The following is a 24,705-nucleotide window of genomic DNA, read 5'->3' as shown; positions in this document are numbered from 1 at the left end:
GAAGCTCCTGAGAGAGACCTATCAACATTGATCAAGCCTCTCTCAGGAGCTTCCAGCTAACGAATATCTTCTGTCCCGGCATATGCCAGTTTTATTCGTTTATATGCTCCAGAGCAAGCATATTGTGTTGTCGGCAGACTTCTATTCTCAAATTCTCAAATTCTCAAATTCTACACCTGCGCGGTTGAGTGCAGCTGGCTGGTTTGTTTACGTGCGCGCAGATAGTCAAAGGCGTATTGTGTTGCAGGTTTCATCTGCGCTGAGAACAGGATGAACATCGGAAAGGCAACACAGTAGAAGTACGATGATAGACTGCGCCAGGCCAGGAAAAGTGGTAACACAGCCAGTAGCATCGCCGCCTCGGGACGGCTACGGCAGATGCGCCAGTACCAGGCAATAGTCAAGAGCATGCCACCCAGCTCAAGGGCCGTATAGACCCAGGTAGAGAAGTAGGGCAGTAGATGAGAGGTGCTCAAGCTGATCAGGCCAACTCCCATCGGGAACATAGGATCAGCAATCGGAGCCATCACTCCCGCAAACCAGGACTGATAGTCCCACATGATAAATGGCAGGTTGATCGCCAGGCCAATGCCACCGGCGATCGCCAGGCGGGAACACGCATCTTTCCAACCATAATGTTGGAGCGCCATAATCAGATAGAATGGCACAAAGTACCAGGCAATTTGCTTGGTAGCCAGGGCCAGTCCAAAGAAGATGGCCGATATCCAGCGTTGGTCGCGCTTAAGCCAGGAAACAATCAGGAGCAACGTATAGAAAATGTCCAGATTGCCACCGATCGTAGAGGCCCACATGGGGACATTAGCAATGGCCAATAAGAGCACCCATGGCCGTAGTTCAGCTTTCACTGCCCGCCAGGCTAGAATGACAATTAGCAGGTAGGAGAGCATATAAAGCGGCAATACGTTGTAATTCTGAAATAGTGCGAAGGGCACCAGAGTCAGAAATGAGAGCGCTGGATAGCTTACTTTGGCCTCGAACTCGGGGACACTACCAGATTTCAGCGAGGTATTTAAAATGGATTGCAATTCTGACATGCTTGGATAATCCAGGCGATCCACGAATTGCCCTTGCCGTAAGGGTGTTGTCCAGTTCGCATTGATATCAAAGCGCCGAAAAAGCTCAGGGATATTGGAGTCACTGTAGGGATTGCGTCCCTGTACCAGTAAGATGGCGGCATTCGTATCCAGTGAAGTACCATCGTTTGAGAATTGGGGCGCTGAAAAGCAATCGACGAGACCGCGCCCAAATTGGAACATGCCAGCGATAGTCACCAGGAACGTTAGAATCAGCACTACCCGTTGCCAGGTACGTGCTTGCTTACATCCAGGTTTTCCCTCCTCTGACTGTTTGGGGGCAGGACGCAACGCCATCCACAGAGCCCAGAAACTGCCCAGTAGCAAGAAAAAGGGAATCAACGCACTGACATCTGCTACATGAGGAATTTCATTTGCGGCTTGAAACAGGATAGCGACAGCGATCCAGGTAGCTCGTCGTTGCAGTTCTACGATGGGACGCTGTGTATACGATGTGTCTTCAGAAAAAAAGTGTTGCATCCATCTGTATTGAAAAAGTTGTTTATTATTTTTTAAGTGAGTGGTCTGTTCTACTACAGATCGCTGTACCATATCCTCGCGCTTTGCCCCATGCGTAACACGTGCAAATTTAGAAACATTGGGGTATTTACTCATACAGTGCACGACTAAATGATGAGTTTGGGGCGCTGCACTTTTACCTCCCATCGAAGTACCGAGAAAAAGAGCATAACATCACGTCCAACTATTATCATATTTGTAGACGTGTTCTCTCGGTCCATATCTTAGAACGATGGTAAGCAGAAATCCGTCACAACTTGTAGTAGCCAGTTATAGATCTTGAGAAAATATTGAGCTTTCCTTGATCTTTATACCCGTTTACGTATCAATTTATAGTGATAAACGGTAATACAACTCCCGATGTTGTAGTTCGAATCCCAGATTTTCATAGAGACGGATCGCGGAAGTATTTTGATCCCAGACGTGTAGATCAATGGCATGCAACTTTTGCTCTGTTCGTCCATAAGCAATAATATGCTCGATGACGTTACGGGCGTAACCTTTGCCGCGGTGATCGGGATGAATGATAACTCGCTTCACATAGCCAATAGCTTGCACCGCGTCGTGGGGAGGGATCATTAATTCTGCTTTTCCCACTACCACACCTTCTACTTCCACCAGAAAAATGATGGTGTGCTCATGCGTCGAAGGGTCAACCGAGCCAAAGTACTTTTGCATCTCGCGATGAATGTTGCGCGTAGGAGATGCACTGAAGCTGTCGAGATGATCGATGTGGACGATATCTTCGGGTGTGGCGATGCGGATGACCAACGTCTTTGTTGGTAATTGATCTGTCATATATGTTTTATCCTGGTATCTAGCAGTTTACTGCTTATGAATGCCGTTTTCTTGGCAACCTCAAAATAGCGACAAGTGCTGCAAGGGAACAGCCAAGAATCATGATCGCATAAACGATACTTTCGCCATCTCTGGTTGATGCTGTAAGTGTATCCCGGAGCATAAAAGCGCCCCAGATAAAAAAACCAATAAAAACAGCAAACAATAAAATTGTGCTGGTATACTTTTTGCTCATGGATTTTGATCCCTTGATAAATTCGAGTCAGACAAACAGACGCCGTCTGCTATATGTTTCAAATTATAACATACATGTGTTATTTGTGCCGATAAACAGTACAGTTTGGCTGATGGTGGGCTATCATAGGTTCGGCCCTTGCGGCCGATTTGCCTCGCCACACGATGACGTGCCCTCGTAGGTTCGGCCTTTGCGGCCGATTTCTTGCTCGCCGCTTGCACCCTGCTTATTTGAGCGCTTGCCAGACGAGACGGTGAATGACTGCGCGGAAGCGTCCCCAGTAAATCCAACGTCCCTCTATCTCTTCGCTATACTGTGCACCGAGGTGTTCAAGATGTTCTGCTAATGGTTCTAGTTCCTCTGGTGAGATCTCGCGAAAATCGGCTACCTGTTCATCTTCATCTTCTACACTGAGGGTGCCCCCCAATTCGTCTAGCAAGAAAGCGAAAGTATAGAAAGCCGGGGCCCGGTGCGTATTGTCCAGGTGATAGGTGGCGACGGCCAGAAAGCGCCTGACCTCGACTTGCAGGCCGGTTTCTTCCTGCGTCTCGCGTAGCAGCGCATCAAAGATATATTCGCCGTGGTTGATGCCCCCGGTGGGTAATCGATAGGCCCCCTGGGGATAAAAAGATTTAATCATGGTGAGTAGCCGACCATTTTTGCGTCGGATGACCATGCAGACTTCGCCGTAGCGGTCCCTTTTACTTAAAGGATCGAAGCTCTCATGAATATGTAGTTCAGCAGATTGTACAATGGGTTGACCATAGCGTTGAACAAGCTGTGCCAGTTCGTCTTGAATGGCCTGGGGCAACGTAGGAAACATAGACGATCTCCACTATCTCTTTGGCGGTTATTGCTGGCTGATGAGCCGCTGAGCTATCATTATACCATGCTCTAGCGCCAAGTGTAGCCGTCCACCGACAAAGGCGTCGCCGCTAAAGGCTAGCCGCTGCGGTAGCGTCTGGGCATTCAACTGGTCGCCATCCACTTTTTGGGCCGGTAAGGCATAGCGCCAGCGCTGGATATCGGTGAAGATTGGCGTCGGCAGCTCTTCCTGGATTAATTGAGCCACTAGTTGTCCTACATGTTGGATGCACTCTTCCTCGGAAGTTTCCATATGGGTTGTGCTATAATCTGGTGCCATCTGCGCAATCAACATGCCTGATTGGGGTGGAACTCGTTCGGGCGCTTTCTCGTGTTCCCAGGCCAGCCAGGAAATAGGATGTTTTTTATCTGTATTGACCAGGGCATAATAAGGACGTGTCTGTGGCTGTGGCTGATAACCCAGCATAATTGAGAGCAGAGGATTATAGCTGGCTGGTGTGAGCTGCTGCACGATAGTTTGTTGCAGCGTCGTTTCGAGCTGGCTGGCCTGAATGAGCTTTGTCGCCTGAGGCGCGGGCAGCGTGATAAAGAGGAAATCAAAGCCCGCGTAGTTATAACCTGCGCTGTCATAGAGCCGCCAGCCAGACGTTTCCTGTTGTACGTTGATAATGCGTGTCTCAAACTGGATCGATAGCCCCTGCGCCATCTTTTTAGGTAACGTAGTCAGGCCACCGCGATAATTCAATTTTTGTTCGGCATTCTGCTTTTCGTCCCCTGGCTGGATTTGTCCCTGTCTATCAAACGTCCAGACAGGTTTCTCGATATCGATCAGGTCGGGCGTTCGAAATCGCTCAGTAACCCATTCCAGGCTGGTTGGTGTACCCTCTTTAATATACTGGGCACCATGATCATAAATAAAGCCCGCGCGCTTGCGGGTGGCTGCGCGTCCTCCGACACCACGACTTTTCTCAAACAGCGTTACTGTATATCCAGCATCCTGGAACGAGTGAGCTGCGGCCAGCCCGCTCATTCCAGCACCTAGAATGGCTACTGATGGCATAATAGATCCTTTAGCACTGCTCGCGCTTGACTAGCGTTCGATTGACTCTCTAGCTTTTTCTGGACTGGTTTGTTGTCGCCGCCAGTTGTCCTTCCACATGTCGGAACGTCCCAGCATCTCTTCGGCGCTCTTCATCGCTATATCGGTGACATTGCCACCCATGATATGCGCGATCTCACGTACCCGTTGTTCGGGGCGCAGCTCATTAACAATCGTCATGGTGCGGTTATCGAAGATTTGCTTATTCACATTGTAATGAGTGTCGGCAAACGCTGCAATTTGTGGCAGGTGGGTGACGCAGATGATCTGGTGATTGCTCGTCAACTGCCAGAGTTTTTCTCCTACCACCTGGCCGCTACGTCCACTGATACCGGCGTCAATTTCATCAAAAATCAGGGTTGGTGTCGCATCAGCGTCCGCCAGAATGGTTTTCAGTGCCAGCATTAAGCGCGAGGTCTCACCGCCAGAGGCGATTTTTGTGAGCGGCTTAAATGGCTCACCCGGATTCGGTGCGATCAGGAACTGGACCCGGTCAACGCCACTGATATCGCAGGCATAGTATTGTTCCTCCTGACCATTGAGGGTGATTGGGACGCCCTGTCTATCGGGCATCTGGACAATTTCGACCTGGAAACGGGCGCGGCGCATATTCAGATCATTGAGCTGCTCTTCCATGGCAAGGGAGAGTGATTGGGCGGCCGCTGAACGCTGCTCTGACAGTGTTTGGGCCAGGGCACCGATTTCCTTGCGGAACTGGTCATCCTGTCGTTTCAACTTTAATATCAACTCATCGCGATTATCGATGGTCTCAAGTTCAGCCTGGTCGTCGGCCATGCGCTGCAAGATTTCCTCGATGGTATCACCATATTTGCGTTTCAATTTGGTAATCAAATCCAGGCGTTCTTCAACCTCAGCCAGCCGATTGGGATCATCCTCGATATCTGCCTCATAGCTACTGATGGAAGTCGCCACGTCCTCAAGCTGATAGATGGCCCCTGCCAGCGCTTCCTCGTATTCCTCCATGGACTTATCCAGGCGCACCAGTTCGTTTAACGAGCGCTGGGCCTGGCGAATCTGGTCGAGGGCCGCCTGGAAGCCATCTCCTCCCAGATCTGAACCCTGGATGGAGCCATAAATATGTGAGCATAGTTCACGTAAGCGTTCGGCATTGTTGAGGATCTTGCGCTCCTCTTCCAATTCCTCTACTTCTCCAGCACGCAGGTTGGCCTTCTCGATTTCCTCAATTTCAAAGCGCAGAAATTCTGCCCGCCGTTCCTGCTCGCGGATATTCTGTTGCAGGGCTACAAGCTTCTTGCGCGCATTGCGCCATTCAGTGACTTTTTCGGCCAGTTGTTCACGGATTGGCAACGTCTCGGCATAGCGATCGAGGAAATTAATATGTTGATCTGGTCGCAGCAGGCTGATGTTTTCGCTTTGCCCATGGATATCTACCAGCCAGCTAGCGACTTGCTGCAAAATAGGAAGTGAAAGCGCACGCCCATTGATACGGGCAACAGTACGTCCGGAACGGAAAATATCACGGGTCAGGATCAGTTGACCATCTTCAGGGTAGAGGTCGTACTCGCGCAGGAGCGCGGCCAATGCCACAAGAGCATCAGCACTCTGAGCGGCCCCGTTGGTAGCAGCTCGCTGTTCGGCCTGCTCAATCAAGGTTAGCAGAGGCGAACCATCTGGCTCAGTGACCTCTGCGTCTTCTTCCAATGGAAGCCAATCGGTGGGAAGCTGTGGTAGTGCCTCGACTGAGAATACCCCCTCGACAGTCGCGCGTTCACAACCAGCGCGGACGAACTCGGCACCAATTTTCCCACCAAGTAATGCATTGACTGCATCAATGATGATTGACTTACCCGCGCCTGTCTCGCCAGTGAATACGTTAAAATTACGGTTCAGGCGAATCTGCAGGCGGTCAATAATGGCGAAATCTTTAATCGTTAACTCAATTAGCATGATTTAATCGTTAACTCAATTATCTTGATTGGTTTTGTTAGCAGTCAGGTTATCGTTTCTTAGCTTCGCGTTGATAATTTGGTAAAAGTAAGTTGGCGGTCGGCGCCTGAGAAACCTGGTTGTATACTGGCTCTTGCGGACCGTGATGATCGCGCCATCTTTGATCTCTCGGTTTAGTTGACCATCGGCCGAGAAAACACCATTTTGTGAGCCGGTAAAAATCTGTAGTTTAATGGTTGCTTCTGGCTGGATAATGAGCGATCGATCAGATGCGAGGTGGGCTGCAATCGGCGTCAGGACCATACTTTGCACCTGCGGATGGAGTAGAGGCCCTCCAACCGCCATATTATAAGCTGTGGAGCCTGTGGCGGTTGAAATAATGATGCCGTCTGCATAACTCGTATTATAGTAGTAATCATCTACCCAGACGCAGACCTGTACGACCCGTGGCCAGGTGCCACGAGCGATCACAATATCGTTCAGCGCCAGGAACTCCTCACGCTGACCATCTTGCTCAAGGACTGCTTGAAGCATTGCGCGTTCATCTACCCAGACGGAGCTATCGCCGTTGAGATAGTAGCCAAGATCGGTTGCTATATCGTCTGGTTCCATTTCTGTAAGAAAGCCAACCCGTCCAAAGTTTACACCGACAATCGGTGTGCCCGTACTTGCGCACATACGAGCTGCGTGTACGATCGTACCATCACCCCCCAGGACCAGTATCAGGTCAAAATCTTTGAATGAACGTTGATCATAGGCAGGATCTGACTCAAGACCTTCTTGATGGATATCAATAGCACGGACAGTATGACCTTGCTTCTGCAGGGTCTGTACAAGTTTGGCTGCGAATTTGGACGAAGCTTGCTTACGTCCCTGGTAGAAAATCGCAATCGTCTTCACTAACATCTCTCCAATTGGCAAGCGAGGGCGAACACGATGTGCCGCCCTTACATGTTTAGCCTCAGTAATGGTACGCCATAGGGCGTGTATTGTCAACTATGTTTGTAGTATGAATGTTCTTATTTCTCACTGTTAGCCCGTATTTGTTGGAGCTTTTCCTCCGTGAACCAGAGCACTTCTTCTTTAGAATGAACCTCGCCTTCTGCTTGAGCTTCTGCAATGGCTTCCAGGATCTGGCCTATCAATGGACCTGGTTGCAGCTGGAAGCGCCGTATGAGCTCTTCAGACTGGATCAGTCGTGGTGGTAAGACCTGCTCTCGCTCACGAATATAGCGTGTCAGGAGAGTGCGTACCGTGGCCAGATGGCGTTGCCAATGGATAGTCAAGGGATCGGGCCCTCTCATGGCCAGGTGATCGGCCAGCGAGACCAGGGCTACGTAGATACCATTGGGTCCCATGTCGACGAAATAGCGTCGAATAGCTCTGGGGGTTATGGTTGTATTGCTTAACTGCCCCGGCCGCATATGGTGCGCAACCACTTGCTGAATGAGCCTTTTGTCATGGGTACTAACGCCCAGGCGCTGCGTAATCTGCTGTGCCACTGGCACGCCTGCCTGGGGATGGTGGTAGAATGTAATATTGCCTTCTTTATCCACCGCCCGGGTGATTGGCTTGCCTATATCATGTAATAGCGCCGCTAACTTCAGTGGTGGCGACAGTAATTGGGCAAACGAGAAAACATGCTGCTGCTCGGCTTCTTGTAACAGTTTTTGCAGCTCCAGCAGATCGTTTTGTTCTCCCATATTGAGCTCTGAACGCTGCACCTCTTCCGGCGATTGCTGTAAAAGCGAACCCAGTTTCTCCAGCATTGCTACCGCGGCTAGCGAATGCCCAAAGACGTCCCAGTGGTGCAGGCTGGGCTGGGCCATGCCACGTGCCGGTTCTAACTCTGGTATCAGCGTTGTGAGCAGGTGATGGGTATCTAGAAAGAGCAGGTGTTCATATGTACCTGCAGGTCGCAGCAATGTGTATAGCTCTTCATGAATGCGTTCATGGGCTACCTGAGGCAATAGATAGGCATCGCGCGCTATGTAGCGCGCCGTATCAGGCTCTATGGTCAACTGGTATTGTTGTGAAAAGCGCATCGCGCGCAACAGACGCAGCGGATCCTTCTGAAAGCTCGTCTCAGTGGTTACACGCAGCGTACGCGTAGCGAGATCTTGTAATCCCTGATGGGGATCTATTATCACCTCAGACAGGGCGGCATGTGTCCTGGCTGGTGATGCAGATTGTGAAATGATTGCGAGTACCTCTGCAAAGGGAGCTGCCAGCGCATTGATGGTAAAGTCACGTCTTGAAAGATCTTCCTGAATATCGGCACCTTGAAGCGGTGAAATATCCAGCATCAAATCTTGCTGTCCATGTTTGACAATGACGCGGCTGGCCTTTTCATGCATATGCGCATAGAAGCCGCCCAGACGATCCGCCAGGCGGCGAGCCAGGTCAGGAGTATTACCAGATGTCGCAATATCCCAATCCACACAGGGTTTTTGCAGGAGGAGATTGCGGATTGAGCCTCCTACCAGATAGACCGGCTGATTATATTCTTTAAATAGCTGGCAGCTTTGTTGCAATGCCTGCAAGACCCACATTTCCTGGGTCAGTTCCTGTTTTGTCATACCTGCTCACCGAATACACATCCCTGCTCATGAATAATAGAATATATTATAGGTACAGATAAATAGCTTTCCATCTGCGATCTCTGCCTTATAGTATCACCTCTGTCTACCTATGCATCCAACCTCAGCTTCTCCTATCTCCCCGGTGTCCGAGAAAGCACTGGAAAGACACGCAGCGTAATGTAGAGATAACTTGTCATTCCCTATTGTCCCATGTATAGTAAGGATATGCTCAGTTAGCAGAGATCTGGCTCAAGGTAATCATTAAAGGTAAGTAGACGGGATGGGGTGGTAAATTTAATTAGAACCGATAGATGATTCATCTATAACCATAACCAGGGAAACTACGAGAAAGAGGGTAACAACAAGCGGCTGGTTGGCCCTTGTTCGTTGGGTACGTTCCATGAGTGGAAGTCAAAACTATGGTGTGCTGCGTGTGGTGCGCGTGCTTTTGCCTGCGGATCCTACCAGGCACCCGGATATACATCCCCGGGCTTGTTTCCTGAAGAGCGTCTGGTATATGTGTTGACGTCTCGCGAGACAACTATCGGGAGATCATTGAGCAATGATTTGATTTTGATGGACCCCAGCGTATCCCGTGAACATGCGCGCCTGATTTTTAACGGGGGCAGCTGGTCTATTCACAATGTGACGGAACAAAATATTTTGTATGTCAATGGCCATACGGTTGCCGCAGGGGCGCAGCATCTACTCCAATCCCAGGACTTTCTGGTGTTGGGAAATACCATGCTGCAACTGATTGCGCCTAAAGGTGATCAAGATATGCCTATTCCAATGGGTGATGAAGACGAGGTTGGCGTGCCACTGCTTCCTGCATCTCCTCAGGACGCCGCTGATACTGCGGAGGTCCCTGTCGTACCTCATCCTGATATTTTCTCGCGTCTGCCGCTGTTACCACCCGTGAAAAAGCCACCTGCGACAAATGGAAAAATGCACACGGCGCGTACTCTCTCCCCGGAAACCTCTACCTGGGAAGAGGATCGACAGACTGCCATGGAAATGGATGCGAGTGCCTGGGCCGAGGAAGGCAAGTTGCTAGGAAGCAGCATTACACTCCAATTTGCCTTGCCCAGGACCATAAAAAAAACGTTGCGCTGGACCATTGGTGGTCTTATCTTGCTTGTCCTGTTGCTGAGCGCGCTGACCGCCATTATTTTAAACAATTTATTAGGGATCGTCTCGCTGGTGCAGGAAAGTCCCGTCAATATCTTATCGGTGCTGACCATTCCTATTGTGGCCGCACTAGGCATTAACCTGCTGGTCAATTTCATTGATCGCTATGAGCGCGAGCCATGGTTTTTGCGCCTGGCCGCCTTTCTCTGGGGGGCTATTATCGCTATTCCTCCGACTACCTTTATCGAAGGTAGTATCGATGGTTGGCGTGGCGCGATTCTGGGACCGCAGGCTGGCAAGGCCTTGCATGCGCTGTTCTCAGCCCTCAATGCTGGCATCACCGAAGAAACTGTCAAAGGACTTGGCCTCCTGCTGCTCTTTTTCGTCCTGCGTGACGAATTTGATAATGTCACCGATGGTATTGTCTATGGGGCCCTGATCGGCGCTGGCTTTGCTATGGTTGAAAATATTTTTTATTTCGCCGGCAATCCTAAAGCTTTTCTCTTCTTATTGATCGGGCGCATCGTGCTGGGATGGCTGAGCCACTCAACCTTTACGATCTGCCTGGGCATCGCCCTGGGCTATATGCGTCATACACGTATACGCTGGAAGCATATTGTGATCCCGTTCATCGGCTATTTTATTGCCGTTGGCTTACATACCGCGTTTGACTTCATCAACTTTTTCGCCAACTCGCTGGTGCTGTCCTCGCCGGATAATTCAAATATTGTTATGTTTTCGCTTTTTGCCAGTATCGGCGATTACATATTGCCGTTTATTGCTCAGATGGTGATTATCTATTGCCTGATTAAATCATTAGCCCATGAAGCCGCGATCATTCGCGAGTTCCTGGCCTCTGAAGTAAGCAGTGGTATCGTGACAGTAGATGAATATGCCATGTTGCAGCACTCATTTTTGCGCACCCGCATTGAGCGCAACATCTTATGGCGGCAGGGCTTTAAACAGTGGATGCGCGTGAAAGCTTTATACCAGACGGAAATCGGTCTGGCCTTTCGCAAGTGGCATGTCAGTATGGGTGATAAGCCCAAACTTGGCTATGTTCAACCTGAAGATGCCTATCGACAACGCATTCAGCGCTTGCGCCAGGATATTCTCCTGGCAGAAGCCTCAAGTTATAAAGAATCGAACCGATTATAGTACATAATATATAAACGACCCTCATCATGTGGTAGAGTATACAATGTGATTAACAAATGAGTTCAAGGTGTGACTGCATCGAAGAAGAGCAGCCTTGACACCTCTTCTTAGCGCATGTTAGCATGAGCGCAAGCGCACCTTAATACAGAAAAGGATGGGTGATTATGGAACTGGAGCGGGCCAACCTGCTACAGATCTATCGTTTTATGCGCCTCACCCGTGCTATGGAAGACCGCATTCGTACGTTGTTTTTACAGGGACGTATCGTAGGCGGCGTTTACACGGCACAAGGGCACGAGGCCACAACCGTCGGGGCAGCAATGACGCTTCACGATGGGGACTGCATTGTTCCGCAGCATAGAGATCTAGGTATGCACATTGTGCGGGGAGTTTCTCCTCGCAGTATCATGTGCCAGTGGCTAGCTCGCGGCAACTCCCCCACCTTAGGTCGTGATGGTCAAATGCATATTGGTGATATGCACCAGGGCATCGTCCCCATGATTAGCATGCTCGGAGAATCTCTTCCCGTGGCATGTGGTGTTGCATTGACTATGAAGATGCGAAAACGTTCAACGGTAGTATTAGCCTCTTGTGGAGATGGAGCAACCAATACAGGATCATTTCACGAGGCTCTGAACTTTGCCGCGGTGCAAAAGTTGCCAGTGGTCTTTGTGGTTGAGAATAATGGTTATGCCTATTCGACACCTACCTTCAAACAGTTTGCTATTCAAAATCTTTCCGACCGTGCTCTCGCCTATGGTATGCCCGGTCAAAGCGTCGATGGCAACGATATTTTGGCCGTTATAGAGGCCGTTGGGCAAGCCGTTGCCCATGCCCGTAGCGGTCGGGGTCCGGTACTGGTAGAGTGTAAAACTTTCAGGGTGCGTGGGCACTCAGAGGCGGATAAAGCCGATTACGTCCCCGACGATCTACGTGCCGAGTGGTTAAAGAAAGATCCTATTCAGCGCTTCGAGCACTATTTATTCCAGGAAGAAATCTTAACGGAAGCCGCGCGTAGCGAAATGGATGCGCAGATCAAAGCTGTGGTAGATGATGCGGTGCAATTTGCCGAGCAGAGTCCCGCGCCAGATGAAACAACGGTCGCGCAATATGTATATGCCCCGGATGGACCGATAGCAATGGTTGGTGAGCCAGGTGCGCAGGATATTCAGTATATCAACGCGCACGACAGCCGTACAGGTCAGCCGTTTCACATCGTGCACAAGGCAGAGGAGGCCGCTGGACGACGATGAGTGATAGAAAAGTAACCTACTTAGAGGCCATTAGCCAGGCCATCCGAGAAGAGATGTTGCGTGATGAAGCCGTATTCCTCTTGGGAGAGGATGTGGGTTCATACGGTGGGGCTTTCAAAGTCAGTGCCGGGCTGCTTGCAGAGTTCGGCGCCGACCGCGTGATTGATACCCCTATGTCCGAGGCTGCTATTATTGGATCTGCCGTTGGTTCTGCATTGATGGGCATGCGTCCCATTGCTGAAATGCAGTTCATCGATTTTATTACGTGTGGCTTTGACCAGATTATCAATATGGCTTCGAAAATGTATTGGCGTGTGGGTATGCCGGTTCCGATGGTGGTGCGTGGACCCGCCGGTGGTGGAACAAAAGGCGGTCCTTTCCATTCCTCTAGTCCCGAAGCCTGGTTTTTTCATGCGCCGGGTATCAAAGTTGTTGTCCCCTCAACAACCTATGATGCGAAAGGAATGCTGAAATCCGCCATTCGTGACAATAATCCCGTTCTCTATTTAGAGCATAAATTGCTCTATCGTCTACCCGAACTGCGCGAAGAATTGCCGACCGAGGATTACGTTGTGCCGTTGGGGAAAGCGATTGTGCGCCGCGAAGGTGAGGACATGACGATACTTACCTATGGCGCGATGGTTCATCAGTGTTTGAAAGCCGCTCAAACGCTGGAAGAGGATGATGATCTGGAAGTTGAGGTCCTGGATTTACGTAGCCTGGCACCATTGGACCGTGAAGCGATTATGGCATCGGTGAAGCGCACCAATAAGGTCCTTATTGTTCATGAAGATACCCTCACAGGGGGGATCGGTGCTGAGCTCTCGGCTATCCTGGCGCAGGAACTGTTTGAGTATCTGGATGGTCCCATTACGCGGGTAGCAGCCCCGGATGCTCCTTTCCCGTATGCGCCGGCATTAGAGGCTGCTTACTTGCCCAATGCTGAAAAGATACTTTCGGCTGCCAGAGAACTGGCCGCTTACTAATTAGAGGTCGTATTTATGATCGGCTATTTCATTGAGATACCAAATATTTCTTGTAATAGAGGGGATGAAAGGGTGTACTTATGCCAACACCAGTAAAAATGCCACGCCTGGGTGAATCGGTGGCGGAGGGGACCATTGGCTCCTGGTTAAAACAAGTCGGCGATATGATCGAGCGTGATGAAGCGATCGCCGAGGTGATTACCGATAAAATTAATGCTGAACTGCCCTCACCAGTGGCTGGTCGCCTGGTAAAGATCCTGGTTCAGGTCGATGAGACTGTGCCTGTAGGGACCGATATTGCCGTGATTGAAGAGAGCGCTGATGTGGCTGCTGGCAGCAGCAGTAGTACTGCGGGCCCTGATGCCGCTCCGGTGAAGAGTGTCAGCGAGGCCGCTACTCCACTGCCAGATTCACAACCTGCTGCAGCCCACGGTAATGATGTTCAGGAGAAGGTGCAGCGAGAAGACGAGGAGCGTCAGCGTATTTCTCCGCTGGCTCGCCGCCTGGCTCAGGAACATGGCATCAATCTGAATGATATTGCCGGGACCGGTGCCGGTGGTCGTGTGCGCAAAGAGGATATTCTGGCTTTTGTGGCCCAGAGGCAAAAGGTGGCGACTCCTGCCACTTCCTATACGCCGGCTGCCTCGGCTGTGTCTGCGCCCGTTGCTCAGCAGCCTGTCCGTATGGAGGCGCCTCAGCCCACGGCGGCGGAATTAACCGAGGCTGGCGACGAGGTGATTTCACCCAGCCGTATGCGTCTGGCGATCGCCGAGCATATGGTACGCAGCAAACGGACCTCGCCGCACGCTACTACCGTAGTTGAAGTTGATATGACCAATATTGCCAAATGGCTGGCCAAAAACAAAGAAGAGTTCAAGCGCCGTGAAGGTTATGGTATCAGCTTTGTGCCCTTCGTGATGAAGGCCGTCTGTGAGGGCATTCGCAAGTTCCCGATCATCAACTCTACCTGGACGCCCGATGACAAAATTATTATCAAGCGTCACATCAACCTCGGTATGGCCGTCTCGACCGATACCGGACTGGTCGTTCCGACGATTTATGACGCCGACCAGTACACGCTGGCTGCGCTTGCCAGGCAGGTGAACGCTCTGGCCCAGCGTGCCCGTGCCAACAAACTAACCGTTCAGGATATGCAGAACAGCACCTTTGTAGTGAATAATCCTGGCGTATTTGGTACAATTATATCTATGCCCATTATTAATCAACCACATGCGGCAATTCTTAGTATGGATGCTGTCGTGAAACGGCCAGTGGTAATTGAAGATGACGCAATCGCTGTGCGTTCGATGATGTTTATATCGATGTCATTTGACCATCGCATTCTGGATGGAGCGGGAGCAGGTGGTTTCTTGCAAGCAGTACGCACCAAGCTGCAAAGCTATGGACGCGACATCGATGTATATTAGTACGCCCGGCTGGACGTACCTACAATAGAGTAAATGGCATCTTGCCTGCGGTTTGTTTATGAGCAGACAAGATGCCGACCAGTTGCAGAACTAGAGCAAGGGAAATTTCCATGACGACCATTATCCCAGAGCGCCGCCCTGAATGGCTACGCGTACGAGCTCCCAAGGGAGAAAACTACCAACAACTAAAGCAACTGATGCGTGGTCAGTCGCTGCATACTGTCTGTGAAGAGGCTCGCTGCCCAAATATCGGCGAGTGTTGGGGACATAAAACCGCGACCTTTATGATTCTGGGGCGTGTCTGTACCCGTAGCTGTGGTTTTTGCGCAGTTGAGACGGGGCGTCCATTGGGATTGGACTGGGAAGAGCCAAAGCGTGTAGCTGAGGCGGCGAAGGAGATGGGATTACGCCATGCGGTTGTGACCTCGGTTAATCGCGATGAGTTGAAAGATGGCGGGGCCGCAGTCTTTGCCTCGACGATCCGCTGGATCCGCCGCTTGAATCCCGACTGTAAAGTTGAGGTGTTGACCCCTGATTTTAAGGGTTCGGCCGACGCGCTACGCGTTGTAATGGATGCGAAACCTGATATTTTTAATCACAACGTTGAGACTATTCCCCGGCTATATAAGCGTGTACGTCCCCAGGCTGTCTATTTGCGCTCATTGCAGGTGCTGAAAATGGCGAAAGAAATGTATCCTGGGACGCGCACCAAGTCTGGCTTTATGCTTGGCCTGGGTGAAACCTGGGATGAGATCATTGAAGTTATGTGTGATATGCGTGAATATGATATAGACATTCTCACCATTGGTCAGTATCTGCGCCCATCGTTCCAGCACCTGCCTATTCAGCGTTATGTGCCACTGGAAGAGTTTGCTGAATTGAAGGCCGAAGGCAAAAAGATGGGCTTCCGCCACGTAGAATCAGGACCCTTTGTGCGTAGCTCGTATCATGCTCACGAACAGGCTGATGGTGCAACGAAGGAGTAGCCATGGCATCGAAAGCAAGCATCAACTCCGTTGAGTTGGCGTATGAAGATCATGGCATTGGGATTCCGCTTATCTTCCTGCATGCATTTCCGCTTAACCGGCACATGTGGGACAAACAGATTACTGTCCTGCTGGCCGAACAACGCTATCGCCTGGTTGCACCAGACTGGCGTGGCTTCGGCGAAAGTAGCCTGTATGGTAACCTCTCGACCATGGAAATGTTCGCCGATGATCTGGCTGGCCTGATGGATCACCTGGGGATGCAGCAGGCGGTGCTCTGCGGCCTCTCGATGGGTGGTTATGTTGCTTTCGCTTTCTTGCGTAAATATCCACAACGGGTGGGTGGCTTGATTCTGGCCGACACCCGCCCCGGTGCGGATACAGAGGAGGCGCGCGCCAACCGCGAAAAGCTGGCTCAGCTGGCTGAACAGCAGGGAACAGACGCCGTTGCTGATTTGCAGTTGCCTCGCCTCATTTCAGATTATACACGTGCACATCATCCCGAAGTGGAAACACATGTGCGACAGATGATCACGGCCGCCAATCCACTGGGCATTGCCGCCGCTTCGCGTGGAATGGCCCTGCGTAGCGATGCCACTGATTTACTAAGCACGATCAACTGTCCCACACTGGTGCTGGTTGGCGAGTATGATGCCCTGACACCGCCCTCGGAGGCGCGCGAATATGCCGGTCAGATTGCGGGAGCCCGCTTTGGGGTCATTCCCCATGCGGGTCATCTCTCAAATCTAGAACAACCCGAGGCATTTCAAATGGTGCTGCAAGACTTTCTGCGTAGCGCCTTATAAGTTCTTTAAAACACAATATGAATCAGCTCGAATTGGTGACTCCTTTGTTCTAATAGAGAGGGTAGCATGTTACAGCCATCGCTTCAGCATGAGCAGCGCCTACCTGTGGTACTGGTAGTGGATGATAACCCTGCTATTCGCGACATGGTCTCCTGGGCCCTGGAATTAGATGGTTATGAGCCTGCCGAGGCTGCCGAAGGCCAGGAGGCCCTGGATTGGATGCATAATGCGGCCCGTGAAGGCCGCTATCCCTCCGTGATTTTGTTAGACCTGGCTATGCCCGGTATGGATGGCGCTACGTTCCTGGCTCGCTTACAGGAATATCGAGAGCTCTATTCTTCTTCTTTTCCCCGCCCTTCTGTGGTAGTGATTACCGCTAACATTGATGCTTCCGATGTCGTGAAACTGGGAGTAGAACAGGTCATCATCAAGCCATTTCACGTGCGTGATCTGCTGGATGTGGTGCGCCTGCTCACCTGCTAAACGGCCGTTGTTAGCTGCTTAGCGCCGCTGGGACATGCTGCTCGATGATCATCTGCTGATATTGAGCCTGAAAGCTTTCTCCCTGCATACTCAGTGTCGCGTTATTCGTAACCAGAGGTACCGCTGTGTTGGTGCAGGAATATTGCATGGCCGCGAAGATGCGATTGGCCGCCAATGTCTGCAGTGCCAGCTTTGTCCAGTTTTGTATAAAATCTGGATTATTATTTTTTCCATCGTTGGCAGTAGCATCTGCAGCATAGTTCCATTCAGTGATCATGATGGGTAGGGCGTGCCCACTCACCTGCTGCATCATGGTGCGCGCTCTGGTGATATGGCTAGTCCAGTGTGCAATGTTTGCTATGCAGGTGGCCGGCGCTTGTCCAACGTTACAGGTATATTCGTGCCAGCTAACCTCATCAGGCGTGGGCCGGGCATGCTGTAGAAACGCCTTGAGATAGGACTCATTGTATTGAAAGTTGGCGGGGCCAATAAAATGGGCCTGCGGGGCCAGGCGTTTCAACTGTGGAATAATCTGATTCCAGGAGGCTGTATACTTTTCAGCCGTCACTCCCTGCAGGTCCTCTTCATTGCCGTATTCATAATACACGTTACTACCTTTAAAAACCTGTTGCATATCTTGAACGATGCGTGTATCATCAGCCAGCACAAATGTGTCAACCGCGCCGCGCAGATTGATCAGCGGTACTGCTCTTAGCTCTCTTATTGTTCGTGCCGCTCGCATTTCGATCTCTTCGCTCAGGCTGGACCGAACCGGCATACGAATAATCCCTGGATGCAAGCTCTGCACGCGTATGCGCGCATTCTCTGAACTCAATAAGAGATCATTGCTATCGAACAAGGCCATATTGGTACCAAAGAGCAGCGGAGATATTGTTGTATTTGAATGTGATAATGGTGAAATGCTAATGGCTGTCGGTTGGCTGTTCAAGCGCCTGGCCAGCGGACCATACTGGAAAGTCCAGACGCCAAGCGAAACTACAATAATGACGACAGCGATACTGATGAGACAAAAAGCTATAAAAGTCGTTTTTTTGCGCTCTGGTGCGAGCTGTGGCATAATTCACCCCTCCTCTATCCACATGATGTTGCTCTATATGCAACATCTCCTATTTTGTAAAACTCACTACGCGCTTAAAAGTATCAATGAATATCGGAGTCCCATATTCATCGTCAGTTTTTATATTGGTGCAAAAAGTGCGCACAGCGCACTTTTTGCACCAATATAAAAAAAGAGATTGGGGACGCCTGCGTTCCCCAGGCCCAGGGGTGCTCTGATTCTCAGTCTGTTGGGAGTCTGACACTCTCTCAGCGAAAAATGAGAAGCCAAAAAAAAGAGCAATTTATTAGTTTCTCTTGAGATTTCCTTGAACTCTTTCTGTTACAATTTTCGCAGATGGTACAAATTTATACAGCTATATATATTTCTAGAATAGAAGTATCTATGATTCTAGTCATAACGAATCGCTTACAAACGTATAGAGGAGGCGTTAAACATGGACGTGCACGAACAGCCCACTGAACCGTGGAAGGGGGCTGATCCAGGCCTGAATGAGAACTTGCCAGGGCCACCACCAGCATCCACGGCCTCTGTGCCAGGAATCATGGCGGCCTCGCCTGCACCGAAGCGTCTCTCTCGTCGTGCGCTCTTTTCGGGTCTGGCTGGAGCAGGCGCTGCTGTCGCTATTGGCGGTGTTGCGCTGGCCGAGTGGCAGCAATCGCAACAGAATACAACCGCCAATTCGCAGCCTGCTGGTTCCGCTGGCGCAAATGCGCAGATAGGCCATCTTTTACGCCGCACAGGTTTTGGCGTGACCCTGGCCGACCTGGCTTTATACACTCCCTTGGGATATCAAGGGGCAGTGGAGCGCCTGCTGAATTATCAGCAGATCTCTGACCAGCCTTTGGAGCAGCAGCTGGCAGACGCGCAGTTAGATTTGATGAAGCCACAGAATCAGCAGCGCTGGTGGCTGTTGCGTATGGCTGGTACCCAGCGACCGTTACAGGAGAAGATGACCCTCTTCTGGCATGGGGTCCTGACCAGCAACTATCAGAAGATTGGCGGGCCAAAGGCTTATATGCGCATGATTGTGCAGAACAATTTTTTGCGCGACCATGCTTTTGACACCTTCGACAACCTGCTACTGGGCATTACCAGCGATCCGGCCATGCTTTTCTACCTGGACCTGACCAAAAGTCGCAAGAATGCGCCCAACGAAAATTTTGCACGCGAATTAATGGAATTGTTTACGCTTGGACTGGGTCATTATTCGCAGCAAGATGTGTTTGAAGGGGCAGCTGCGCTGACTGGTTGGCATGTGCGCGGCGCGGCATTGAAGGCACAGTACTATCCGGCTGACCATACAACGCGTGAACTGGTTTTTCTGGGTCAAAAAGGGAACTTCGATTATAAGGATATTATTCGGATTCTGACCAATCACCCGGCCACTCCCTGGTTCCTGTGTCGGAAACTCTTTACCTTTTTTGCTTACGAGAATCCGAGTAACGATGATCTGAAGCCCCTGGTGGATACCTATGTCAAGAGCAATCATAGCATTCAGGCGGTCATGAAGACGCTCCTGCTCTCGCCACAATTTAACTCGCCCAAAGCCTATCGAGCGCGGGTCAAGTCGCCCACCGAGTTTCTGATCGGCTCGTACCGGGCGCTCGAAGCTAAGACCAACGGGGCGGAACTGCCCAACCTGCTGTATTTGTTGGGGCAGACCCTGTTTGGGCCTCCCAATGTAGCGGGCTGGCCGGGCGATAAAGTTAGTTCTCTCTGGCTGAATGGTGGAACCTGGATGTCGCGCCTCAACTATATCAACTTGCTGATCGCCGGTGGTCGCACTCGCACCACTGTCTACAAGCCTCTTGATTTTCAATCTATCGTAGATACCCATCATATCGATACACCTGAGAAGTTTGTTGACCATTTTGCCAGTTTCTTGCTGGATGGCACGCTGGAGAATGAACGCAAGACCCAGCTGGTTGAATACTTCAATACCCCTGATCCACGCTCACGTAAAGGACATATCACATTGAGTGGGGGGAAAAGCTATCCGGTCAGTAAGGTGCGGGGAACACTATATCTGATGCTGGCATCCCCCGAATACCAGCTAAATTAGCGTGCATAGACAGGCACACATGTAGAAATGCAACCTGACGGCAAGCTATCTGCCCGGGTCAGGAAGGAAGAAGGATATGAAACTTTCGCGTCGAGCTATGCTCAAGGATGGGATGCTGGTTGTCTCTGCTGGTATGGTGATGCCGGCGATTTTTAGTCGTGGAGTTGCCTCTGCCAGAGCGCTCCAGCTGGATCATGCCCGTACTGCTATGGCCGGCAATGACCATACATTGATTGTGGTCCAGATGGCTGGTGGCAACGATGGTTTGAATACCGTTGTGCCCTATACTGATGCAACATATCATAAGATGCGCCCCACATTAGGACTTGCCGAAGACAAGGTTTTACATCTGGATGATCGTTTGGGCCTGCATCCCAATCTGGCCCCACTCAAAAATCTCTGGGATCAAGGCCATCTCGCCATTGTTGAGGGTGTAGGCTATCCCAATCAGAGTCTATCTCACTTTCAAGCAATGGATATCTGGCAGACGCTGGACCTGAGTGGTAATGGCCGCGAGGGCTGGTTGGGAAAACTGGTGGCCGGCCTGGTGGATAAAGATGGCCACCCATTTCAGGCGATGGATATTGGCACACAGACGGCGCAGGCGCTCTCTTCAATTACCACACCGGTACCGACGCTGACCAGTTCCCAGACCTACCGTCTCAATGCGGACCCGACCGAGCCCGATGGAGGAAATGCGCGCCTGCAGGCGCTTTTAAAGCTCTATAATACCTATCCGCGCTCATCACCTTATGCCGCGCTCTTAGATACCACCGCGCTCAATGCCCACGAGGGAGGACGCCAGTTGCTACAGGCTGCAGCTACCTATCAGCCGACTGTTACCTATCCCCAGGGTCCTTTTGCGACCGGCCTGAAAACGCTGGCCGAAGCCATCGTGCAGGGGCTCGGCTTGCGGGTAGGATATGTGACGCTGGGTGGATTTGATACCCACGCCAATCAGACTGCGACCCATGAGACTCTGTTAAAGACGTTAGCCGAGGGGCTTGCCGCATTCTATACCGACCTGGAAAAACATGGTAAAGCAGACAACGTAGTGGTCATGACCTGGTCAGAGTTTGGGCGGCGGGTAGAAGAGAATGGCAGCCAGGGTACCGACCATGGCACGGCGGCACCTCTTTTCGTGCTGGGCAATGCGATTCACAAAGGCATCTATGGCGAACCTCCTGACCTCAAAAATCTGGACCAGGTTGGCAACTTGAAGTATACAGTGGATTTCCGTTCCGTCTATGCTACCGTTCTGGATCGCTGGATGGGGGCCTCCTCCAAAGATGTACTGGGCGGTTCTTATAACTCACAGAACTTTTTACCACAACTTTAAAATAAAAGCGCCATATATTGCAGGGAGGTGGCGCGACAACGCCACCTCCCGCTATCATTATTTTTCCTAGGCATGGATGAGCAGACACAATCGCATATCTTTGAACCTTTTTTCACCACCAAAGAGATTGGCAAAGGAACTGGTCTGGGTTTATCCATGGTGCATGGTATTATTGGTCAGCATCATGGATATATCGGAGTCGAGAGCGAGGAGGGACAAGGCACACTCTTCTCCATCTATCTGCCAACTATCGAGCTTCCTGCGGCCGAGCTCGGATTAAAGATGGATATGCGCGCAATCAGGCGCCGGTGCGCGGCGACGACGAGACAATTCTGGTGGTGGAGGATGATCCCGATCTACGTTGCCTGATGGAAGAGGCGCTAACAGAATATGGCTATACCGTTGTCAGTGCTGCCGATGGCGCTGAAGGACTCAAGCTTTTTGAAACCCATAACGCAATCTTTTCCCTGGTCGTTTCAGATCTCGTCACGCCCAAAATGAAGGGCAAAGAGCTTTATGACAACATCCATTTGTTGAGCGAGCACACGAAATTCCTCTTTATCAGCGGCTACCAGGCGAACCAGATTAGCCAGAACTTCGTGCTGGATAAAAGTTTTGCATTCCTCCAAAAGCCGTTTGATCTGGATGAACTGGCTGCCAGGGTGCGTGAGATTCTAGGCTGACACTTTCTCAGTCTTCTTCATAGGTGGCACCGACGCGCTCAATGCGACTCTGGACCTCGAAGAGCGCATCGATGCGCGGCGTTTGTTCCCGATTGCTTTCTTGCAGACTGGTCTGTATCAGGTTATCAATTTCCAGATAGTATTCTACCAGGAGCCGTTCACCAACGGTTGTATGATTGACACACTCCTCCAGCATGCTTTCCGCCTCTTCGTACGTTGCCAGGGACTCCTGTGCCTTCTGAAAGGCGTTCTGAGCGCTTTGTAGCCGTTCCATCTGTTCCTGGTAAGCTCGGCGCCGCAGAGGCGTTGTCCCGGCGTTTGATTGTAATTCCTGCAGTGCCAGTGCCGCATTGCCCATATCGATATGGGTTTCGCCCTCTCGGCGCTTCAGCCAGGCGCGTACAGCATGCAAACGCACTAATGGGTTGGCGTCTTCAGGTAGACGTAAATTATCGTCAGAGAGCAAATCGTCGCTCCCAATCTCTTCTGGCTGCTGAGAAAGCTCTTCGTCAAAATCCATCCTGTTGCATTTTCCTTTTTCGCTATAACAGTTGTTTCCTGTTATGGTAGCATATTGTGCAAGCCAAAAAAACAGGGATACCTTACGTGTGCGAAGATATCCCCGTAACTGCAAAAGTATAAGCTAGCTCAGTGCCTCCTGTCCGAGCTCTTGTGCTTCTGTTGGTGCAGCCTCTTCCTCATAGTCAGATGGTTGCGTACGATCATTGCCATTTCTTAACCCAACAGCGTCGAAGACTGGCGTTAGAATGAGCGCCAGCAACAGATTGAGTATGAGTACTGCGACCGCGATATAGATGGGAATACCAAAGACGGCCATGGTGGGTTTGTTGCCCGCCATGATAAACATTGTGGTACCCGCAATCATAGCCGCGGCCCAGCCGATCAGCAGGGCCCAGCGATTAAACCAATGGGTGTAGAGTCCCAGGAAGACTGAGGGCAATGTTTGCAAGATCCAGATGCCACCCAATAATTGGAAGTAGACAACCTGGGCCGGATTGATGGCAACAATAAAGATCAATGCACCAAATTTCAGCACAAATGAAGCAATTTTAGCCGCTTGCGACTCTTCTCGATCGGAGGCCGCTGGCCGGAAATATTCTTTGTAAATGTTACGCGTAAACAGGTTGGCGGCTGCAATGGACATGACAGCTGCTGGCACCAGGGCACCAATCGAGAGGGCAGCAAACGTGAAGCCCGCAAACCAGGAAGGAAAGATCGCATTAATCAAGGCTGGCACGGCGCTATTATTGCCGAAGCCACCAAATGGTTTGATCTTTGCCGCGATTGCCATATATCCCAGGATGGCCAGGAAGCCCAGCATCAACGAATAAATGGGCAGCAAAGCAGCATTGCGTTTGACAACTTTGGTGCTATTACTGCTGAGTACACCGGTTAGCGAATGGGGATAGAGGAAAAGCGCCAGTGCTGAGCCGAGCGCCAGCGTGGAATAGGCTATGGCCTGATTGGCAGGGATAATATCCGAGAATGTTTTTGGATTAGCCAGAGCCTTCTGGTGCGCGGCATCGAAAATGGGACCAAAGCCGTGGAAGTGCGTTGGGACAATGATAATTACAGCAAAGAGGACGACAAATATCATCATGTCTTTGACCAGTGCGATCATCGCTGGTGCGCGCAGTCCGCTGGTGTAGGTGTAGGCAGCCAGAATCACAAAGGCGATCAATAACGGAATATCCACCTGGAAACCCAGGATCGGTAGAGTGATGGGGATGCCCATCGCGGCCAGGGAGATCTGGATACCATACATTTGCAAAGCAATATATGGCATGGTGGCCAGGATGCCTGTAAAGGCAATGGCCAGTGCCAGCCCTCGGCTGTCGAAGCGGTCCCTTACAAAATCAGATGCGGTGACATAGCCGCGCTGCTTACAGACCGCCCAGAACCTGGGCATAAGAATAAAAACGAGCGGATAAACAAGTACGGTGTAGGGAACGGCAAAAAAGCCTGAAACGGCGCCAGCGCCGTACATGGCGGCCGGGATGGCGATAAATGTATATGCGGTATACAGGTCTCCACCCAGCAAAAACCAGGTAATAACTGTGCCGAAACGCCGACCTGCTAGTCCCCATTCGTGCAAGAGATCCAGGTCTCCGCGCCGCCAGCGCGCAGCGACAAAACCCAGGACCGTCACGACAATGAAAAAGAAAATAAAAACGGCGACGGCGGTTGCGTCAAATTTCATAAACGCAT

General features: G+C 51.0%; 22 protein-coding genes. 11 read left to right on the top strand and 11 right to left on the bottom strand.

Annotated elements, in window-relative coordinates:
• Positions 1–170 precede the first annotated feature (170 nt).
• The 8 genes from JMI88_RS12930 to JMI88_RS12895 form a co-directional block, all read right to left on the bottom strand.
• Positions 171–1,646, bottom strand: coding sequence for a glycosyltransferase family 87 protein (locus JMI88_RS12930; RefSeq protein ID WP_201362248.1), 1,476 nt, complete (start codon positions 1,644–1,646; stop codon positions 171–173).
• Positions 1,647–1,943: 297 nt separating this feature from the next.
• Positions 1,944–2,411, bottom strand: coding sequence for a GNAT family N-acetyltransferase (locus JMI88_RS12925; RefSeq protein ID WP_201362247.1), 468 nt, complete (start codon positions 2,409–2,411; stop codon positions 1,944–1,946).
• A 34-nt stretch (positions 2,412–2,445) separates the two neighbouring features.
• On the bottom strand, positions 2,446–2,646 hold the full coding sequence (locus tag JMI88_RS12920) for a hypothetical protein (RefSeq protein WP_201362246.1): 201 nt from the start codon (positions 2,644–2,646) through the stop codon (positions 2,446–2,448).
• 226 nt (positions 2,647–2,872) lie between these two features.
• Positions 2,873–3,469, bottom strand: coding sequence for an NUDIX hydrolase (locus JMI88_RS12915; RefSeq protein ID WP_201362245.1), 597 nt, complete (start codon positions 3,467–3,469; stop codon positions 2,873–2,875).
• A 27-nt stretch (positions 3,470–3,496) separates the two neighbouring features.
• Positions 3,497–4,531: an NAD(P)/FAD-dependent oxidoreductase gene (locus JMI88_RS12910; RefSeq protein ID WP_201362244.1), complete on the bottom strand. Its 1,035-nt coding sequence runs from the start codon at positions 4,529–4,531 to the stop codon at positions 3,497–3,499.
• A gap of 30 nt (positions 4,532–4,561) precedes the next feature.
• The gene (gene recN, locus JMI88_RS12905; RefSeq protein ID WP_201362243.1) at positions 4,562–6,499 is read right to left on the bottom strand and encodes a DNA repair protein RecN; all 1,938 of its coding nucleotides are present in this window, start codon (positions 6,497–6,499) and stop codon (positions 4,562–4,564) included.
• 15 nt (positions 6,500–6,514) lie between these two features.
• The gene (locus tag JMI88_RS12900) at positions 6,515–7,399 is read right to left on the bottom strand and encodes an NAD(+)/NADH kinase (RefSeq protein ID WP_201362242.1); all 885 of its coding nucleotides are present in this window, start codon (positions 7,397–7,399) and stop codon (positions 6,515–6,517) included.
• A 119-nt stretch (positions 7,400–7,518) separates the two neighbouring features.
• Positions 7,519–9,078, bottom strand: coding sequence for an HD domain-containing protein (locus JMI88_RS12895; RefSeq protein WP_201362241.1), 1,560 nt, complete (start codon positions 9,076–9,078; stop codon positions 7,519–7,521).
• A gap of 522 nt (positions 9,079–9,600) precedes the next feature.
• Between JMI88_RS12895 and JMI88_RS12890 the strand changes: the two genes are divergently transcribed.
• The 7 genes from JMI88_RS12890 to JMI88_RS12860 all read left to right on the top strand — a co-directional run bounded on the left by JMI88_RS12890 (position 9,601) and on the right by JMI88_RS12860 (position 17,311).
• Positions 9,601–11,370 carry a PrsW family glutamic-type intramembrane protease gene (locus JMI88_RS12890; protein WP_201362240.1) on the top strand — a complete coding sequence of 590 codons (1,770 nt, stop codon included), beginning with the start codon at positions 9,601–9,603 and terminating at the stop codon, positions 11,368–11,370.
• Positions 11,371–11,534: 164 nt separating this feature from the next.
• Positions 11,535–12,623, top strand: coding sequence for a thiamine pyrophosphate-dependent dehydrogenase E1 component subunit alpha (locus tag JMI88_RS12885; RefSeq protein ID WP_201362239.1), 1,089 nt, complete (start codon positions 11,535–11,537; stop codon positions 12,621–12,623).
• Positions 12,620–13,609, top strand: a complete 990-nt coding sequence (locus JMI88_RS12880; protein ID WP_201362238.1) for an alpha-ketoacid dehydrogenase subunit beta — start codon at positions 12,620–12,622, stop codon at positions 13,607–13,609. The genes JMI88_RS12885 and JMI88_RS12880 overlap by 4 nt, the downstream gene beginning before the upstream one ends.
• Positions 13,610–13,689: 80 nt before the next feature.
• Positions 13,690–15,036, top strand: a complete 1,347-nt coding sequence (locus JMI88_RS12875; protein WP_201362237.1) for a dihydrolipoamide acetyltransferase family protein — start codon at positions 13,690–13,692, stop codon at positions 15,034–15,036.
• Between the two features lie 110 nt (positions 15,037–15,146).
• On the top strand, positions 15,147–16,022 hold the full coding sequence (gene lipA / locus JMI88_RS12870) for a lipoyl synthase (protein ID WP_201362236.1): 876 nt from the start codon (positions 15,147–15,149) through the stop codon (positions 16,020–16,022).
• 2 nt (positions 16,023–16,024) lie between these two features.
• Positions 16,025–16,828, top strand: a complete 804-nt coding sequence (locus tag JMI88_RS12865; RefSeq protein ID WP_201362235.1) for an alpha/beta fold hydrolase — start codon at positions 16,025–16,027, stop codon at positions 16,826–16,828.
• Positions 16,829–16,894: 66 nt separating this feature from the next.
• On the top strand, positions 16,895–17,311 hold the full coding sequence (locus tag JMI88_RS12860) for a response regulator (protein ID WP_201362234.1): 417 nt from the start codon (positions 16,895–16,897) through the stop codon (positions 17,309–17,311).
• A gap of 10 nt (positions 17,312–17,321) precedes the next feature.
• Here JMI88_RS12860 and JMI88_RS12855 read toward each other — a convergent pair whose 3' ends face one another.
• A complete protein-coding gene (locus JMI88_RS12855; RefSeq protein ID WP_201362233.1) occupies positions 17,322–18,389 on the bottom strand; it encodes a hypothetical protein in 1,068 nt (355 codons plus the stop codon).
• A 436-nt stretch (positions 18,390–18,825) separates the two neighbouring features.
• Here JMI88_RS12855 and JMI88_RS12850 point away from each other — a divergent pair, with 436 nt between their 5' ends.
• The 4 genes from JMI88_RS12850 to JMI88_RS12835 all read left to right on the top strand — a co-directional run bounded on the left by JMI88_RS12850 (position 18,826) and on the right by JMI88_RS12835 (position 22,476).
• Positions 18,826–20,454, top strand: coding sequence for a DUF1800 domain-containing protein (locus JMI88_RS12850; RefSeq protein ID WP_201362232.1), 1,629 nt, complete (start codon positions 18,826–18,828; stop codon positions 20,452–20,454).
• Between the two features lie 76 nt (positions 20,455–20,530).
• A complete protein-coding gene (locus JMI88_RS12845) occupies positions 20,531–21,793 on the top strand; it encodes a DUF1501 domain-containing protein (protein WP_201362231.1) in 1,263 nt (420 codons plus the stop codon).
• A 27-nt stretch (positions 21,794–21,820) separates the two neighbouring features.
• Positions 21,821–22,162 carry a sensor histidine kinase gene (locus JMI88_RS40370; RefSeq protein ID WP_308438816.1) on the top strand — a complete coding sequence of 114 codons (342 nt, stop codon included), beginning with the start codon at positions 21,821–21,823 and terminating at the stop codon, positions 22,160–22,162.
• The gene (locus JMI88_RS12835) at positions 22,129–22,476 is read left to right on the top strand and encodes a response regulator (protein WP_201362230.1); all 348 of its coding nucleotides are present in this window, start codon (positions 22,129–22,131) and stop codon (positions 22,474–22,476) included. Before JMI88_RS40370 ends, JMI88_RS12835 begins: the two co-directional genes overlap by 34 nt.
• Before the next feature lie 7 nt (positions 22,477–22,483).
• Here JMI88_RS12835 and JMI88_RS12830 read toward each other — a convergent pair whose 3' ends face one another.
• Both JMI88_RS12830 and mctP read right to left on the bottom strand, forming a co-directional pair.
• Positions 22,484–22,996 carry a hypothetical protein gene (locus JMI88_RS12830; protein WP_201362229.1) on the bottom strand — a complete coding sequence of 171 codons (513 nt, stop codon included), beginning with the start codon at positions 22,994–22,996 and terminating at the stop codon, positions 22,484–22,486.
• A 123-nt stretch (positions 22,997–23,119) separates the two neighbouring features.
• A complete protein-coding gene (gene mctP, locus JMI88_RS12825; protein WP_201362228.1) occupies positions 23,120–24,697 on the bottom strand; it encodes a monocarboxylate uptake permease MctP in 1,578 nt (525 codons plus the stop codon).
• Between the last annotated feature and the right edge of the window lie 8 nt (positions 24,698–24,705).

The sequence above is a fragment of the Dictyobacter formicarum genome (genome assembly GCF_016587435.1).
The sequence above is the reverse complement of the archived record's forward strand: the minus strand, read 5'-3'. Positions and strand labels throughout refer to the sequence as shown.